A 16,809-nucleotide genomic window follows, 5' to 3' on the forward strand; every position below is an offset into this window, starting at 1 on the left:
GCGGACTGCGCTTCGCGCAGCCGCAGGGCTAACCCACCCTATGATCTCGAACTACGAACGCGTCGGGAAGCGTCCGTTCTGCAGGAAGGCGATGGTCGCAGCGATCGCTTCGTCGTTTCGCATCAACCACGGATGCGACGCGTGCACCACCATGTGGTCGGCCATGCCGTCGACCCCGGTGTTCGCGACCGAGACCCGCCCGTCGTGGGGGCGCGGCAGCAAGGCGCCGGCCACCGGATAGATCGAGCGATCGCCGGCGATAATGCCGAGAGGATAGTTGATTGGCGGCAGCAGTGCCGTCGTCGCGGCGTCGCGATGCGTGCCGAGCTGCTGTCCGGCCGGACCGAAAAAGGCGCGGTAGGGGAAAGAGCCCATCAGGCGGTCGGCGATTTCGCTGCCGCCGTTGGGCGTTCCCAGCATCACGACGCGCCCGAGGTTTTGCGTCCGGTGCCGCGCGAGATAGACGCGAGCCAGGAGGCCGCCCATGGAGTGGCAGACGAAATGGACGGTGCCGCTCACCGAGCCGGCAAATGATTCGATCGTGGGATGAACGTCGTCCGCGAGTTCTTGAAGCGCCTTGCGGCGGCTGGCGTAGTCGAGGTTGAGTGTTGCGTAGCCGGCGCGCTCGATCGCGATCTCCATCTTGCGAAACGAGCGCGCCGTCCGGCTGATCCCGTGCAGGAGGACGACGCCGTCTTGCGGCTTCGTCGGCTCCAGGCTCACTTGTACTCGCGCTCCGTCCACCACGGAAAATAGTCCGGCATGTCGCTCGACACCTTGTTCTTGAATTGTGCGGGACGCTTCTCCAGGAACGACGTCACGCCTTCCTTGACGTCGTCGGAGCGGCCGCGGGCATAGATGCCGCGGCTGTCGACCTTGTGGGCTTCCATCGGATCGTCGGCACCCATCATGCGCCACATCATCTGGCGGATCAGCGCGACCGACACCGGGGCGGTCTTGGCCGCAATCTCCTTGGCGAGCGCGCGCGCGGTCGGCAGGAGGTCATCCGGCGGCACCACCTTGCTCACCAGCCGCCCGGCGATCGCCTCCTGCGCCGGGAAGACGCGGCCGGTGTAGCACCACTCCAGCGCCTGCGAGATGCCGACGAGGCGCGGCAGGAACCAGCTCGACGCCGCCTCCGGCACGATGCCGCGCTGGGAGAACACGAAGCCGAAGCGCGCAGCTTCCGAGGCAATGCGGATGTCCATCGCAAGCTGCATGGTGACACCGATGCCGACCGCAGGCCCGTTCACCGCGGCGATCACCGGCTTGAGGCTCTTGAAGATGCGCAGCGTGACCTGGCCGCCGCCATCGCGCACCTGCGGATCGCTGTAGTCGACCTGGCCGCTCGCAAGCCGCTTCACCGGCCCGCGCCGCGCGTCGCGGTCAAAGGTGTCGGCGCCGGAGGACAGATCGGCGCCGGCGCAGAAGGCGCGGCCTTCACCGGTGACGATGATGGCACGGATGTTGTCGTCCTTGTCGGCGGCGTCGAACGCCTCGATCAGCTCCGCCTGCATCTTGGCATTGAAGGCGTTGAGCTTCTCCGGCCGGTTCAGCGTGATGGTGAGGATCTCGTCGGCGATCTCGTATTTGATCGTCTCATACGCCATGGTGGTTTCCTTCCCTCGTTTCTTGTCTTGACATCTAGCACGTCATTCCGGGGCGATGCGAAGCATCGAACCCGGAATCTGGAGACGTGGCGCGAGATTCCGGGCTCGTCGCTCGCGCTACGCCCCGGAGTGACGAGGGGGCTACTTCGCCGGCGGCGACGGCCAGGGCCTTTGAGCGCCGCGCAGTCCCTCGAACGCCTTGGCCAGGCCGAGCACGCCGATGTCGTCGAAGCGGCGGCCGACGATCTGCACGCCGATCGGAAAACCCTTCGCGTCGAAGCCGCCATTGATGGAGACCGCCGGGTTCTCCGACATATTCCACGGCACGGTATAGCAGATGTGCTCGAACGGCTTCATCGGATCGTTGGTGGGCGAGGCGAACTCGGCCGGGAAGTTGACGTTCGGCGCCGTCGGCGAGATCACATAATCGAGCTCGCAGAACAGCTTTGCCGCGGCAGCGCGGATCGCCATGGTCTGGTTGAAGCCGCGGATCACCTCGACGCCGGAGAGTTTTGCGCCGGACTCGCCCCATTTGAAGATGTAGGGCAGCACCTTGGCTTGCTCGGCAGGCGCGAGCTTCGAAAGATCGTCCCACATCCGCGCGCGCCAGAAATTATCGAGGCCATCGAGCATCTCGCGCGTCAAGATGCCGTCGATCTCGGTGACGACGGCGCCGGCGGATTCGAACGCCTTGGCGGTTTTCACCGCGACCTCGCGCACCGGCTTTTCCAGTGGCAGACCGACGCCGAGATCGAGCATCAGCCCGATGCGCAGTTTGCGCGGCGATTTTTCCAGCGCCTTCCAGTTGATGGTGTCGGCTGGCAGGCTCATGCCGTCACGGCGATCGGGCTTTGCGATCACGCTCATCATCAGCGCGCAATCATCGACCGTGCGGGTCATGGGACCTGCGACACGGCCGACATAGGCTGGATCGATCGGCACGCGGCCAAAGCTCGGCTTTAGGCCGACGAGGCCGCACCAGCCGGCAGGCAGCCGCACCGAGCCGCCGATATCGGTGCCGAGATGCAGGGGACCGTAACCGGCCGCAGCAGCGGCGCCGGCACCCGCGCTCGAGCCACCGGGATTTTTTGAGAGGTCCCAGGGGTTGCGGGCCAGCGCATGGAAGCTGGAAAGACCCGACGACAGCATGCCGTAATCGGGCATGGTGGTCTTGGCGAAGATGATTGCGCCGGCTTCACGCAGGCGCGCGGCTGGCGGGGCGTCCTTCACCGCCGGCACGAGCTTAACGCTCGCCGCGCCCAGCGGCACCGGCACGCCCTTGGTCGCGATGTTGTCCTTCACCGTGACCGGCACGCCGTCGAGCGGACCGGACGGCTCGCCGCCGGACCAGCGCGCGGTCGATGCCTTTGCGGCCTCGCGCGCGCCGTCGGGATCGAAGGCGTAGAGCGCCTTGAGGTGCGGCTCCCACGCTGCGACATGCGCGATCACGTCCTCCAGCACCTCGCTCGGCGAGAACTGTCTGGCCTTGTAGCCCGCGATCAGATCGACCGCGGACAGATCGTGCAGCGAGGTGAGCGTCTCGTCGGCGCGGGGCTTATGCATGGCCACCGACCGGCATGCGGGACTCGATGATGCGGGCGAACATGCTGGCGCCGATCGGCAAAATCTTGTCGTCGAGCAAATAGCCGGGATTGTGCACGGGCACCGAGCCGTCATGCCCGACCCAGAAATAGGCGCCGGGAATGGTCTGCAGCATGTCGGCGAAATCCTCGCTGCCCATCTTCGGCTGGGTGCGGGTGATCACCTTGGCGGGATCGACGACGGTGCGCGCGACCTCCTCGACGACCTTGGACTGCTCGACCTGGTTCACCAGCACGCCAAAGGCGTCGCGGATGTCGGCCTCGATCTCGACCTGGAAGGCGCTGGCGACGCCGGCGCAGATCGTGCGCATGCGCTCGCGGACCAGCGCGCGCACTTCATCGGAGAAGGCGCGCACGGTGCCGCAGAGATGCGCTTCGCCGGGGATGACGTTGTAGGCGGAGCCGGCATGGATCTGGGTGATCGACACGACGGCGGCCTGCAGCGGCTCGACGTTGCGGCTGACGATGGTTTGGATCGCCTGCGCCAGCGTTGTTGCGATCACCACGGCGTCCTTCGAGCGCTCCGGCATCGCGCCATGCGCGCCATAGCCGTTGATGCGCAGGTCGAAGAAATCGGCGCCGGCCATTGCAGGGCCGGGCAGGATCGCGACCTCGCCGAGATTGAGGTCAGGCGCATTGTGCAGGCCATAAAGTTCGTCGCAGGGAAACTTCTCGAACAATCCGTCCTTGATCATGGCACGCGCACCGCCGAGGCCTTCCTCGGCCGGCTGGAAGATCAGATGCACGGTGCCGTCAAAGTTCTTCGTCTCGGCGAGGTAGCGTGCGGTGCCGAGCAGCATGGTGGTGTGGCCGTCATGGCCGCAGCCGTGGAAGCGGCCTGGAATGGTGGAGCGCCATTTCAGATTGGTGTTCTCCTCCATCGGCAGTGCGTCCATGTCGGCGCGCAGTCCGATGCGCTTTCCGCTCGAGCCCTTGCCCTTGATGACGCCGATCACGCCGGTGCCGCCGAGCCCGCGATGCACCTCGATACCCCAGCTCTTCAGCTTGTCGGCGACGATGCCGGAGGTGCGGACCTCCTCGAAGCCGATCTCGGGGTGGGCGTGGAGGTCGCGGCGGATGGCGGTGAGTTCGTCGGCATAGCCGTCGATGCGGTCGATGGTGGGCATCTTGTCGTTTGTCCCGTTAGCGTGATGAAGGAATGAATGCGGGGCCGTTTGGCTTGATGCGGATTCCGGGACGCAGCCGCGTCCAGGGCAGCGAGGCGGTATCCGCCGGCATCGCGCCGGGCGCGGCGCAGATCAAGAGCTTCGCGGCGATCGGCTCGAAGTCGGCGCGGAAGTGCACCGAGCTCTTGTTGACGAGGATTTTTTGCGCGGTCGGCTCGATGCCGACATAGCGGTACATCGCCTGGTCCGCGAGCTGCGCCTTGTGCGAGCTCACGACGATGCGGACCTCGCCGATGCGAAGGCAGGCGGAGGGACCCATCTCCATCTCGCGGCCACCGTAATAGGGGCCCGGCGCGATGAAGCGGCCGTCGGACAGCTTTTCGACGACAAACGTCTCCTGATAGGGCTCATCGCCGGGAATGCCCGACTTGCCGCCGAGCGACAGCGCCACGGTCGCACCAGTGCCGGCCGCATGCGCGGCCTTGGCGGAGACCGGATCATAGATCACGCCGGTCGCCGCGCTCGCCTTGTTGCGCACCAGCGCACGCAGCATGCCGGTGGTGTCGGAATCTCCGCCGGCGCCGGGATTGTCCTGGGTGTCGGCGATGATGATCGGCTTGCTGGCGCTCTTCGCAAGCTCCATGGCGTGACGGACACCTTCGTCGGGCGAAAAGATCCTGCCGTCGAAATCGTCCTCATGGCTTTCGATCAGTTTGACGATCGCGTCCGCCGCGCGGTCGGCGTCTTCTTGCGTCTCGCCATAGGCGAACACGCTCGGTCCGCAGTCGCGGAAATCGGCGGCGGGGAAGCCGGGCGCAAAGGATAGCGTCGGCACCGCATCGCTTTCGAGCGCGGCAAGCTTTTCGTAGATGCTTTTGGTGGGCTGGTCGTTGGTGCACTGCCAGCTGATCGGGATCAGGAACGGTACCTGGCGGAACGCCTTGGCGAGGCGCTGCTTGGTCTTAAGAAGCAACGCGAGGTGCCTGGCGCAGGCGCGGCCCGTGTTGGCCATGTCGACATGCGGATAGGTGCGGTAGGCGATCAGCGCGTCTGCGTGTTCCACCATCTCCGGCGTGACGTTGGCATGCAGATCGAGGCTGGCGACGAGGGGAACATCCGGACCGATGACGCGGCGCACGCGTGCGAGAATTTCGCCTTCGCCATCGTCGAGATGCTCGGTGACCATGGCGCCGTGCAGGTCGAGATAGACCGCATCGAGCGGGCCTGCCGCTTTGATGCCGTCGACCATCACCTTCACGATCCGCTCGAAGGCATCCTTCGTGACATGTGCCGAAGGGCTCGCACCGCAGGCGATGGTGGGGATGAGTTCCCAGCCATTGACCTCAGCCGCGTCGACGAAACCGGCGAGACCGACATTGATGCCACGCATCACCTTGAGCACATCGGCGCCTTGCGTCATCGCCGGCCAGCCGCCGCCATGCTGGAAGTCCGCGAACGTCGCCTTCGTCGGAGCGAAGGTGTTGGTCTCGTGCAGGAAGCCGGCGACGGCGATACGGGTCATTCAATTCTGGTCCAACGCAAACGATGCGCGCGACGTTACCCGCCTTTGCGGCAAGAGCAAGCAAGGGACTCCATCGCGCCGCGCATGGCCTCAAGCCGTTTTGGGAATGGTGCGACACACGCCACTGTTGTTGGGACCGACAAGCAGCCACATCTTCGGAGTCGTCCCGGCGAAGGCCGGGACCCATAACCCCAGGAAGAAGTTTGGCGAAGACTGGTCGTTCGGGACGCCCACCGAGCACGATGGATAGATTCCGCGGTATGGGTCCCGGCCTTCGCCGGGACGACCAATACGGGAAGATCTTACGCGCTCGCCGCCGCGCCTTCCACCGGCCGGAAATTGGCAAAGTCCCAGCCGCGGCCTGGTGCCGCATCGAGCAGGGACCTGGTGTAGGCTTCCTTCGGGTGCGTCAGCACCTCCGCCGCCGGGCCCTGTTCGACGACGCGGCCGTGCTGCATCACGACGACCTCGTCGCAGATTTGCGCGGCGACACGTAAGTCGTGGGTGATGAACAGGATCGCGATGCCGAGCCGCTTCTGGATCTCATCGAGCAGTTCCAGCACCTGCGCCTGTACGGAGACGTCGAGTGCGGAGACCGCTTCATCCGCGACCAGCACGTCGGGATCGAGTGCGAGCGCGCGCGCAATCGCAATGCGCTGGCGCTGGCCGCCCGAGAACTGGTGCGGATAGCGCGACACCGCATCGGCGGGCAGGCCGACCAACTCCAAAAGCTCGCGTGCCCGCTTCAGCGCATCGGCGCGCGAGACGCCGTAATTGATTGGACCTTCCGCGATGCTCTCGCCGACGCTGACGCGTGGATTGAGCGACCGGTAGGGATCCTGGAACACGATCTGGATTTTCTGGCGATGCGGCTGGAGCAGCCGTCGCGACAGGTCGGAGATTTCGCGGCCCGCCAGCCGCACGCCGCCCGAGGTCGGGTCGATCAGGCGGACGATGCAGCGCGCCACCGTCGACTTGCCCGAGCCGCTTTCGCCGACGATGCCGAGGGTCCGACCCTTGCGAAGCGTAAGGGTGACCTTGTCGGCGGCGACCACCTCGCGGCCTTTGCCGAAGAAGGTGCGCTCGCGATAGACTTTTCCGAGGTCGTTGGCCTCCAGCACCACCGGCTCCTTGGTCTCCGGACGCGCCGCGCGCGGCACCAGGCTCGGGACCGAGGCGAGCAGGTTGCGGGTGTACTCCATCGACGGATTGCGCAGGATGCCGTCGAGCGTGCCGGTCTCGACCAGGCGGCCCTGCCGCATCACCGCGACACGGTCGGCGATCTCGGCCACGACGCCCATGTCATGGGTGATGAACAGCACGGCGGTGCCGTGATCGCGCTGGAGGTCGCGGATCAAGGTGAGGATCTGCTTCTGCGTGGTGACGTCGAGCGCGGTGGTCGGCTCGTCGGCGATGAGCAGCTTGGGCTCCAGCACCAGCGCCATCGCGATCATGATGCGCTGGCGCTGGCCGCCGGAGAGGCGGTGCGGGTAGGAGGCGAAGATGCGCTCGACCTGCGGCAGCCGCACCTGCTCCATCATCTCGAGGATGCGCTTGCGCCGGGCCTTGGCGTCGAGATCGGTGTGGGCCCGCAGGACCTCGTCGATCTGGCGGCCGACAGGAACGACCGGGTTGAGCGCGGTCATCGGCTCCTGGAAGATCATCGCCATTTGCGTGGCGCGCAACTGCCGCAGGCGGCGGTCGGTCGCGGTGAGGAGTTCCTCGCCGACGAGCTTGACGCTGCCGCCGGTGGGCGTGAGCGAGCCCTTCTGCAAAAGGCCCATCACGGTGAGCGAGGTCACCGACTTGCCGGAGCCGCTTTCGCCGACGAGGCACAGCGTCTCGCGCTCGCGGACCTGGATGGAGATGCAGTCGATGATCTTCGGTCCGCTCGGCGTCTTGCCGATGGAGACGGTGAGGTTGTTGATGTCGAGGACGGTGCTGGTCATGCAATCTCTCCACCGTCGTTCCGGGGCGCGCGCAAGCGCGAACCCGGAACCTCGATATTCCGGGTTCGGTGCTGCGCACCGCCCCGGAATGACGGACTAAATGGTTTCACTTGCCCTCCCGCTGCTTCATGCGGGGGTCGAGCGCGTCGCGGGCGGCGTCGCCGATCAGATTGATGCTGAGGATGGCGAGCGAGAGCAACAGGCCCGGCCAGAAGATCAGCGACGGCTTGATCTGGAAGAACTGGCGTCCCTCGGCCATGATGTTGCCCCAGGTCGGCGTCTCCGGCGAGATGCCGGCGCCGAGGAAGGAGAGGATGGCCTCGGTGAGGATCGCGGAGGCGCAGACGTAGGTGCCTTGCACGATCAGCGGCGCGATCGTGTTCGGCATCAGGTGGCGCCACATGATCTTTGGCAGGGACGAACCGACGGAGATCGCCGCTTCCACATAAGGCTCTTCGCGCGCGGACAGGACGACGGAGCGAACCAGGCGCGCCACGCGCGGGATCTCGGGAATGGTGATCGCGACCAGCACGGTCCAGATGCTGGCGCCCGACAGCGACACGACGGCGATCGCGAGCAGGATGCTCGGCATCGCCATCAGGCCGTCCATGACGCGCATCATGATGGAATCGACCAGCTTGAAGAAGCCGGCGACGAGGCCGATCGCCAGCCCAATGGCGATCGAGAGGATCGCCGAGCCGATCCCGATCAGCAGCGAGACGCGGCCGCCATAGATCACGCGCGACAACAGATCGCGGCCGAAAGCGTCGGTGCCGAGCAGGAATTGCGCGGAGGAGGGCTTCAGCCGCTGCGAGGGCGCGAGCAGGACCGGATCATGCGGCGCGAGGACCGAGATCAGCACGATCAGCGCGAGGCAGATGGTCGCGGCCGCGATGATCGGCGTTGATGTGAGGAATCCGAATTTTGGCCGCAGCGGCTTCGTGATCGGAATGGACGATTCGGGGAGGGTGTCGATCGACATGCTTGACCTTGTTTATCCCTGCCTCAGTACCGGATCCGCGGATCAAGCAGCGTGTAGGCGACGTCGATCAGGAGATTGACGACGACGTAGATCAGCGACGTCAGGAGGATCATGGCCTGGATCACCGGATAGTCGCGCGCCAGTACCGCATCCACCGTGAGGCGGCCGATGCCGGGAATGTTGAACACGCTTTCGGTGACGACGACGCCGGAGATCAGAAGCGCAAAGCCGGTGCCGATCACGGTGATGACGGGAACGGCGGCATTGCGCAGCGCGTGCCGCATCATCACCGCGACCTCGCCGATGCCCTTCGCGCGCGCGGTGCGCACGTAGTCCTCGCCGAGCACGTCGAGCATCGCCGCCCGCGTCATGCGCGCGATCAGCGCGATATAGATGAAGGACAGCGCGCAGGTCGGCAGGATGATGCGCTCGAAGAACGGGCCGAAACCGGCGGTGATGCTCTTGAAGCCCTGCACCGGCACCCAGCGCAGGTCGATGGCGAAAATCTCGATCAGGACGTAGCCGACCACGAACACGGGCACGGAGAAGCCGAGCACCGAGAGGCCCATCACGAAGCGGTCGATCCAGGTGCCGTGCTTCCACGCCGCGATCACGCCGAGCGGCACGGCGACGACGACGGCGAGGATGATGGTGGAGAGCGCGATCGAGATCGACGGCTCGACGCGCTGGCCGATCATCTTCAGCACCGGCAGGTTCGAAATCAGCGACGTCCCGAGATCGCCGTGCAGGAGCTTGTTGATCCAGGTGATGAACTGCACGATCAAGGGCTCGTTGAGGCCGAGCGAGGCGCGAATGCGCTCGAGCCGCTCGGGCGTCGCGTTGTCGCCGGCGAGGATCGCGGCGGGATCGCCCGGGGTGAGCCGGAGCAGGAGGAAGACGAACAGCGCGACCACGCCCATCACGGGAACGGCGGCGAGGATTCGGCGAACGAGATATCCGAACAAAAGTTGAACCCGTCAGATTAGAGTCAAACCGGCAGCGCCCACCATCATGGCATGGTTCTGCCGCAAGCCCAAGAATTCAGCAATTCTCGTGCCATCGGGCCCCCACTTTTTGCGATGCAGCCAACGTTCTTTGCGCGCGTTTTCCACTTCTCTGAGTCATTCCGGGGCGATGCGCGAGTATCGAACCCGGAATCTCGAGATTCCGGGTCTGGTCCTGCGGACCATCCCGGAATGACGGCTTCGCCGTCAAGCCAGCGTCGCCAGCAGCCCCGCCATCAATCGCCCGCGCTCGGCGAGGCTGTCGACCTCGATGTGCTCGTCGAGCGTGTGGGCATTGGCGCCGCGCACGCCCAGGCCGTCGAGGGTCGGAATGCCCATCGCGCCCGTGAAGTTGCCGTCGGAGCCGCCACCGGCGCTGGCATGCGGCAGCTCGACGCCGAGCTCACGGGCAATCCCGCGCGCCTTCTCGTACAGCGCCATGGTGCCGGCGTCGGGTTCCCAGACCGGACGCGTGACGCCGCGCGTCACCTTGAAGCCGACATCATTGGTTGTGCCCGACAGCGCCAGCATCTTCTCGACGCCGCGCTCGAGGTCGGCCTGGCGCTTGGCCATGGAGAGCGCCTCGCCGGTGGCGGTGGTGGCAACGCAATTGACCCATTGTCCGCCATGCACGATGCCGACCGAGAAGGTGCAATCCTCCGTGGTCATCGCGTCGATCGCGAGAATCTGCCGCGCCATTTCCCGTATCGCGGAACGTCCCGAGGAGAGCGTCGCGCCGGCATGGCTCGGCCGCCCCGTTGCTTCGAGGTTGAAGCGCGCGATCGCGTAGCGCCCGGTGACGACGCCGTTGTCGGGCCGGCCGGGCTCGGGCACCAGCACGTATTTGTTGCGCGCCGCCTCCGCCTCGATGATGTCGCGGGTCGATGGCGTGCCGACTTCCTCATCCGGCGTGAACAGCACAGTGATAGGCAGCGGCGTTACGAAGGAGGCGCGGGCCAATTGCCTGATAGCCTCGAGCGAGAGGTAGTTGCCGCCCTTCATGTCGAAGATGCCGGGGCCGTAACATCTGTTGCCCTCGCGCCGCCATTTCAGCTTCTCGATGGTGCCGACGGGATGCACGGTGTCCATGTGACCGGCGATCAGGATGCCGGGCTCGCCTTGCTTCGGATGCGGAAAGCGTGCGCGCACGACGCCGCCAAAGCCCTGTCGGCCGGCGATGCGCTCGATCGTCGCACCCATGATCGCCATGTCGCGTGCGGCGAGGTCGAGCATGCGGTTCACGGCAATCGCGTCCCAGGTCGGACTTTCGCATTCGACCCAGGCGCGCAGGCCTTGCAGCATGACCTCGGAATCAAAGGGCAGATTGGCCGGATTCATGGGCGGTCTCCTTCAGCTTCGCAACGCGTGGGGCGCGCATCGCTGCGCGTCGGGAAACGATCGGCGGAGGCCTTGTAGAGCCAAACGCGCACGCGCGGAGCCCGTGCGTGCGCCTGCATGGGCATGCAGCGAAAGCGGATTGACGCCTTCGATGCGCTCTGCAAGTCTCGAAAAGATAAAGGCATTGCATGAGGTTGGTTCGCCTAAAGAACGATCCGAATGCTCAACCAATAACCCGCCTTTGACCAGTTTCACGTCAGGAGAAACTTCGATGTTCCACTTCTTGCGCCGGGGACGCAGCGCGATCGTCTCCAAACTCGCGCTGTCGGCCGTCGCGCTCACCGCACTGGCTTCGCCGGTCCTTGCCGCCGGCAAGACCATCACGGCGGTGATGCACTCCGACCTCAGGATCATCGATCCGATCTTCACGACCGCCTACATCACCCGCGACCATGGCTACATGGTCTACGACACGTTGATCGCGACCGATTCGAATTTCAAGATCCAGCCGCAGATGGCGGACTGGAAGATCTCCGACGACAAGCTCACCTACACCTTCACGCTGCGCGACGGCTTGAAGTGGCATGACGGCACGCCGGTGACGGCCGAAGACTGTGTCGCCTCGCTGCAGCGTTGGGCCAAGGTCGACGGCATGGGCCAGAAGCTGATGGACTTCACCGCCAGCCTGGAGGCGACCGACGCCAAGACCATCACGCTGAAGCTGAAGGAGCCCTACGGCCTCGTGCTCGACTCCATCGGCAAGCCGTCCTCGCGCGTTGCCTTCATGATGCCCAAGCGCCTCGCCGAGACGCCGCCCGACAAGCCGATCCCCGACCAGATCGGCTCGGGTCCCTTCAAGTTCGTGCAGGCTGAATTCCAGCCGGGCGTGAAGGCGGTCTACGAGAAGAACAAGGACTATGTGCCGCGCAAGGAGCCGTCGAGCTGGACCGCCGGCGGCAAGGTGGTGAAGGTCGACCGCGTCGAGTGGGTCACGATGCCGGACTCGCAGACCGCGGTGAACGCGCTGCAATCGGGCGACATCGATTTCATGGAGAACGTTCCGTGGGACATGCTGCCGGTGCTCGAGGCCAACAGCGATCTGAAGATCGAGGTGCTGAACAAGTTCGGCTACCAGACGCTCGGCCGCATGAACTTCCTCTTTCCGCCCTTCGACAATCCGAAGGTGCGCCGCGCAGCACTGCTGGCGCTGAGCCAGAAGGACGTGCTGGACGCGCTGGTCGGCAATCCCAAGTACTACAAGGTCTGCGGCGCCTTCTTCATCTGCGACACGCCGTTCGCAACCGACGTCGGCTCGGAGACGCTGGTCAAGGGCGGCGGCCTGGCGGAAGCCAAGAAGGCGCTCGCCGAGTCCGGCTATGACGGCACGCCGGTGGTGATCATGGCGCCCGGCGACGTGATCACACTGAAGGCGCAGCCGATCGTGGCGGCGCAGCAGCTGCGCGAGGCCGGCTTCAAGGTCGACCTGCAGGCGACCGACTGGCAGACCGTGGTGAGCCGCCGCGCCAGCCAGAAGCCGCCGAAGGAGGGCGGCTGGAACATGTTCTTCACCAACTGGGTGTCTGCCGACGTCTCCAACCCGATCGCCAATCTCTCGATCGGCGGCCTGGGCAAGAAGGGCGGCTGGTTCGGCTGGGCGGAGGACGCCAAGATCGAGCAGCTCAAGGACGCTTTCGTGCGCGCACCCTCGCTCGACGAGCAGAAGAAGATCGCCACCGAGATCCAGAAGGAAGCCTATGATCAGGTGATCTACGTCCCGCTCGGGCAGTATCTGGCGCCGAGTTCCTGGCGGAAGTCGATCTCGGGCGTGATCGACGGCCCGGCGACGCCGGTGTGGTGGAACGTGGACAAGTCCGAATAGGCAGTTCGCATCGGAGGGGTATCACGATGATGGCCGGGATCGTTCGTCCCGGCCATTTTCGTCTGCGCGGCGAAACCCGCGCTTTTAACCGTTCCAGTCTCTGATTCTTGCCATTTGTTTCTGCACCTGAAATAGAGTGAGCAAACGCGCCACCTTCGCGCGCATCACTTTTCCCTTTCTCCGATTTGAATTGACGTGCCGATAGATTTTGCATTCCAGGCGATGGCCGAACGCTCGGACTGCGCGCCTGCGCGCTGGCGCCGTCCCTTCCTGCGCTGGCTCGACGGCGTGGAGGCCGGCTGGGCCGTGCCGCTGCTGCTCATGGCCTTCACCGCAGTCTGGACGCTGTATCTCGTGATCGCCTATCTCGGCGCCGGCCTGCATCCGGACACGCTCGAGGCCTGGACGCTGGGGCGGCATTTTGCGTGGGGTTATCCAAAACATCCGCCGCTGATGGGGTGGGTGGCGGCTGCCTGGACCGCGATCTTCCCGTTGAGCGACTGGTCGCTGCAGTTGATGGCGATGGCGAACGCCGCGCTGGCGTTGTGGTTCGTCGACCTGATCTCGCGCCGCTTCGTGAGCGGGCACAAACGCCTTCTGGTGCTGCTGCTGTTGATGCTGACGCCGGCCTATCAATTCCACGCCCAGCGCTTCAACGCCAACAGCGTGCTGCTGGCGACCTGGCCGCTCGCGACCTTCTGCTTCCTGCGCGCCTTCGAGACGCGTGCGGCGTGGTGGGCCATTGCAGCGGGTCTTGCGACGGCGCTGGCGATGGTCGGGAAATACTATTCGGTCTTCCTGGTCGCGAGCTTCGTGCTCGCCGCAGCGATGCATCCTGCGCGCCGCGCCTATTTCACCTCGGCCTCACCCTGGATCTCCACCGTCACCGGGCTTCTGGCTTTGTCGCCGCATCTTTACTGGCTCGCGACCACGGGGGCCCCGACCTTCTCCTATGCCCTGGCGCATGCCAATGCCGACCTCGTCACGGCATTGGGCGAGGTGAAGTCATTCGCGCTCGGGCTCGTCGCGGCGATGAGCGCTGTGGCGGTCACCTGGGTGATGATTGCGGGCGACCGTCTGAAACGCCTGCCGGCCGACTTCGGCGCGATGGATCTGGGATTGAAGCTGCTGTTCTACGTCGCGCTCGGCACGTTGCTCTTGCCGATGCTGACCTCGCTCGCCATGGGCACGGATCTGCCGTCGCTATGGGCGTTGCAGGGCCTGTTCCTGTTCGTCGTGCTGATCGTGTGCGGCACGCGCTATCCGATCGAGCGCTTCTATGCCGTCAATGCCACGGTGCTGGTTGCGGGCGTCAGCGTCGTCGCGCTCGTGGTCGTGGCCCCCATCCATGCCGCCTACCGCAACGCGCACGGCTACGAAGAGGGCCGGGAGTTCTATTCAAAAGCGGCTGTCGAGCTCACGCGGCAGTGGCGCGATCTCACCGGCGTGCCGCTGTCGGCCGTCAGCGGCGACGATGCGCTGGCCTTCGCCACCGCCTTCTACAGCCCCGATCATCCGCATTATTCGCGGCCGTTCGCCTATCAATATACCTGGGGCGTGCCGCGCAAGAGCACGCTGGAGCGCGGCTGGGCGGCGCTATGCTTCCACGACCAGCCCGATTGCCTCGGCTGGATGGAGCAGACCTCGGCGCGTGCCGGGGATTTCGTCAGGCGCGAATTCACGCTTCAGGCGGAGCTGCTCGGTCGGGGTGGCGTCACGCGCAAGCTGGTCGCGCTGCTCGTGCCGCCGCATGATGACGGGTCCAAGCCGCCCGCGAGCGACGCGGATGATTTCAGCGCGAGCAAGCGCGCGCCGCGCTAAGGCGCCGATGGAGGAGCGAGCGAAGCTCCTAGCGCGACTCAAGTACCCGCGCGATGATGCGGCTGGAACAGCCGGCCCTTCTCCACCACGGCGACGACGATGAGCGCGGCCAGCGTGCACAGGAAGAAGCCGGTCGAGAACGGCAGCAATGTTCCGTCGAAGCTCTGGCCGATCGTCATGCCGACGACGATGCCGAACAGCGTCGTGATCGAGCCGTAGAGCGAGGACGCGGTGCCGGCGATGTGGCCCTGCGGCTCCATCGCGAGCGCTGTGAAGTTGGCGATCATCATGCCGAACGAGAACATCATCATCGCCGAGAGCACCATGAACAGCCACAGCGGCAGCACGTGGAGGATCGCGGTGAGCAGCATGAGGCCGGCGACGACGGCATAGCCGACCAGCGCGCCATGCGAGATCACGCGCATGCCGAGGCGGCCGACCAGCCGCGCATTGGCAAAGCCTGCGATGGCGGTGCCGGCCGCGATCCCCGCGAAGGCGAGCGGAAAATAATGGCCGAGATGATAGATGCCGGTGAACACCTGCTGCGCGCAGAACACGAAGGCGAACAGCGAGCCGATGACGAAGCCCGCGGCGACCGCGTAGCCGAGCGTCTGCCGGTTGGTCAGGGTCTGGCGGAAGGCGTCGAGCACCTCGCGCGGCGCCAGCGACTTGCGCTCGCTCTCGGGCAAGGTCTCCGGCAGCCGCAGCACGGTCCAGCCGAGCGCCAGAAGGCCATAGGCCATCAGCACGATGAAGATTCCGCGCCAATGCGTCACCAGCAGCACCGCTTGTCCAAAGGACGGCGCGATCACGGGCACGGCGATGAACACCATCATCGCCAGCGACATCACGCTCGCCATGCGCCGGCCGACATAGCAGTCGCGCACGATCGAGGTTGCGATCACCCGCGTTGCCGAGGTGCCGAGCCCTTGCAGCGCGCGCGCCAGCAGCAGCGTCTCCAACGAGGGCGCCGCAACCGCCAGCACGCTCGCGATCGCATAGACCGTCATGCCGCCGAGCAGCACCGGCCGCCGGCCGAACCGGTCCGACAGCGGCCCCATCACGAACTGCCCCGCGCCGAACCCGATCAGGAACGTCGACAGCACGAGCTGGAGATGATTGGCGACGGGAATATGAAATGCCGCCCCGATGTTGGGCAGCGCCGGCAGCATCATGTCCATCGCGAGCGGATTGAGCGCCATGATCGCGGCGATCACGATGACGAATTCCGGAAACCCCATCGGACGGTGTCCCGAGGACACCCAACTGTCGGCGTTGACGTCGGACACGTAGCTACCTCAGCATTTGCGGAGGTTTGTCTTACTGGGGATGCTGCGGCGCACAACCCACATTTGGGGATGGCAGCTAGGCGAGGTGGGAACCCGACAAGAGTGCCGCGCGCTGACGTCAGGAGGGCCGCTGAACAGAAGGCAGTTTGGACGACGATGTAGCTCTCACGGTCTTATCAAGAAGAGACCCGCAATTTCCGGGCTCGTGCTCTGCTCTCCCAGCGATCGAGCATTTGTCCCAAATCCCCGAGCTCGGCGGGAACAGCTTCCGTGCGAGCGAGGGCTTCATTCGAGTTCGCCGGCCGCACCCATTCGGGCTCCCCATAGCCCTTCCACCTGCGTGCCTGTTCGCGCCGTTTTCGCGAGATATGATCGCGCGTGAAATATCCGGCGGCGAAGGACATCGACAGAAGGACCAGAAGGACAAGAAAGCCCTGCACCAAACTTGACTCCGCTTCTTTCCGGGAACGACAAAGGGGGGTTACCAGGACGAGGAGCAATTGCAAAATGTATCGCGCTTTTCATTGACGGAAACTTGGCCAAGTTGGGGAAGCCGGTAGAGCTGGCCGCGATCAGATCTGAATGCGGCGTCCGCCGCGTCTCGTATGCGGTCTAGGCAGGCTTGCGAAACCGCATCGCTCTTCGCCGTCGCAGGCAAACTTGACGGGTTTCGCCGCACTCTGCTGC

The 16,809-nt window shown here is 65.3% G+C and carries 12 protein-coding genes; 2 read left to right on the forward strand and 10 right to left on the reverse strand.

Annotation, left to right across the window (positions count from 1 at the left end):
* Positions 1–51: 51 nt before the first annotated feature.
* The 9 genes from NLM33_RS45665 to NLM33_RS45705 all read right to left on the reverse strand — a co-directional run bounded on the left by NLM33_RS45665 (position 52) and on the right by NLM33_RS45705 (position 11,133).
* On the reverse strand, positions 52–723 hold the full coding sequence (locus tag NLM33_RS45665) for an alpha/beta fold hydrolase (RefSeq protein WP_256570597.1): 672 nt from the start codon (positions 721–723) through the stop codon (positions 52–54).
* Positions 720–1,610 carry a crotonase/enoyl-CoA hydratase family protein gene (locus tag NLM33_RS45670; protein WP_254105257.1) on the reverse strand — a complete coding sequence of 297 codons (891 nt, stop codon included), beginning with the start codon at positions 1,608–1,610 and terminating at the stop codon, positions 720–722. Before NLM33_RS45670 ends, NLM33_RS45665 begins: the two co-directional genes overlap by 4 nt.
* Positions 1,611–1,751: 141 nt before the next feature.
* Complete coding sequence (locus tag NLM33_RS45675) at positions 1,752–3,173, reverse strand: amidase (RefSeq protein ID WP_254105258.1); 1,422 nt, start codon at positions 3,171–3,173, stop codon at positions 1,752–1,754.
* On the reverse strand, positions 3,166–4,338 hold the full coding sequence (locus NLM33_RS45680) for a M20 aminoacylase family protein (RefSeq protein ID WP_254105259.1): 1,173 nt from the start codon (positions 4,336–4,338) through the stop codon (positions 3,166–3,168). Before NLM33_RS45680 ends, NLM33_RS45675 begins: the two co-directional genes overlap by 8 nt.
* Before the next feature lie 16 nt (positions 4,339–4,354).
* Positions 4,355–5,860 carry a M81 family metallopeptidase gene (locus NLM33_RS45685; protein WP_254105260.1) on the reverse strand — a complete coding sequence of 502 codons (1,506 nt, stop codon included), beginning with the start codon at positions 5,858–5,860 and terminating at the stop codon, positions 4,355–4,357.
* A 302-nt stretch (positions 5,861–6,162) separates the two neighbouring features.
* Positions 6,163–7,809: an ABC transporter ATP-binding protein gene (locus tag NLM33_RS45690; RefSeq protein ID WP_254105261.1), complete on the reverse strand. Its 1,647-nt coding sequence runs from the start codon at positions 7,807–7,809 to the stop codon at positions 6,163–6,165.
* A 106-nt stretch (positions 7,810–7,915) separates the two neighbouring features.
* Positions 7,916–8,791 (reverse strand): ABC transporter permease, encoded by an 876-nt coding sequence (locus tag NLM33_RS45695; protein ID WP_254105262.1) that lies wholly within the window; start codon positions 8,789–8,791, stop codon positions 7,916–7,918.
* Positions 8,792–8,814: 23 nt separating this feature from the next.
* Entirely contained in the window at positions 8,815–9,756 is a 942-nt protein-coding gene (locus tag NLM33_RS45700; protein WP_254105263.1) for an ABC transporter permease, read from the reverse strand.
* Positions 9,757–10,002: 246 nt separating this feature from the next.
* Positions 10,003–11,133 (reverse strand): M20/M25/M40 family metallo-hydrolase, encoded by a 1,131-nt coding sequence (locus NLM33_RS45705; protein ID WP_254105264.1) that lies wholly within the window; start codon positions 11,131–11,133, stop codon positions 10,003–10,005.
* Positions 11,134–11,404: 271 nt separating this feature from the next.
* On the opposite strand from NLM33_RS45705, the gene NLM33_RS45710 reads away from it, so the two are divergent.
* Both NLM33_RS45710 and NLM33_RS45715 read left to right on the forward strand, forming a co-directional pair.
* The gene (locus NLM33_RS45710) at positions 11,405–13,012 is read left to right on the forward strand and encodes an ABC transporter substrate-binding protein (RefSeq protein WP_254105265.1); all 1,608 of its coding nucleotides are present in this window, start codon (positions 11,405–11,407) and stop codon (positions 13,010–13,012) included.
* A gap of 222 nt (positions 13,013–13,234) precedes the next feature.
* On the forward strand, positions 13,235–14,833 hold the full coding sequence (locus NLM33_RS45715) for a glycosyltransferase family 39 protein (RefSeq protein WP_254106173.1): 1,599 nt from the start codon (positions 13,235–13,237) through the stop codon (positions 14,831–14,833).
* A 38-nt stretch (positions 14,834–14,871) separates the two neighbouring features.
* Here the strand turns inward: NLM33_RS45715 and NLM33_RS45720 are convergent, their stop codons facing one another.
* Positions 14,872–16,122, reverse strand: coding sequence for a multidrug effflux MFS transporter (locus NLM33_RS45720; protein ID WP_254105266.1), 1,251 nt, complete (start codon positions 16,120–16,122; stop codon positions 14,872–14,874).
* Positions 16,123–16,809: the final 687 nt, after the last annotated feature.

The organism is Bradyrhizobium sp. CCGUVB1N3 (assembly GCF_024199925.1).
Taxonomy (GTDB): domain Bacteria; phylum Pseudomonadota; class Alphaproteobacteria; order Rhizobiales; family Xanthobacteraceae; genus Bradyrhizobium.

What these genes read in the sequence shown, in the direction of transcription:
- NLM33_RS45670 (WP_254105257.1), bottom strand. Translation starts at nt 1,610, where the DNA reads ATGGCGTATGAGACGATCAAATACGAGATCGCCGACGAGATCCTCACC.
- NLM33_RS45675 (WP_254105258.1), bottom strand. Translation starts at nt 3,173, where the DNA reads ATGCATAAGCCCCGCGCCGACGAGACGCTCACCTCGCTGCACGATCTG.
- NLM33_RS45680 (WP_254105259.1), bottom strand. Translation starts at nt 4,338, where the DNA reads ATGCCCACCATCGACCGCATCGACGGCTATGCCGACGAACTCACCGCC.
- NLM33_RS45685 (WP_254105260.1), bottom strand. Translation starts at nt 5,860, where the DNA reads ATGACCCGTATCGCCGTCGCCGGCTTCCTGCACGAGACCAACACCTTC.
- NLM33_RS45690 (WP_254105261.1), bottom strand. Translation starts at nt 7,809, where the DNA reads ATGACCAGCACCGTCCTCGACATCAACAACCTCACCGTCTCCATCGGC.
- NLM33_RS45695 (WP_254105262.1), bottom strand. Translation starts at nt 8,791, where the DNA reads ATGTCGATCGACACCCTCCCCGAATCGTCCATTCCGATCACGAAGCCG.
- NLM33_RS45705 (WP_254105264.1), bottom strand. Translation starts at nt 11,133, where the DNA reads ATGAATCCGGCCAATCTGCCCTTTGATTCCGAGGTCATGCTGCAAGGC.
- NLM33_RS45710 (WP_254105265.1), top strand. Translation starts at nt 11,405, where the DNA reads ATGTTCCACTTCTTGCGCCGGGGACGCAGCGCGATCGTCTCCAAACTC.
- NLM33_RS45715 (WP_254106173.1), top strand. Translation starts at nt 13,235, where the DNA reads ATGGCCGAACGCTCGGACTGCGCGCCTGCGCGCTGGCGCCGTCCCTTC.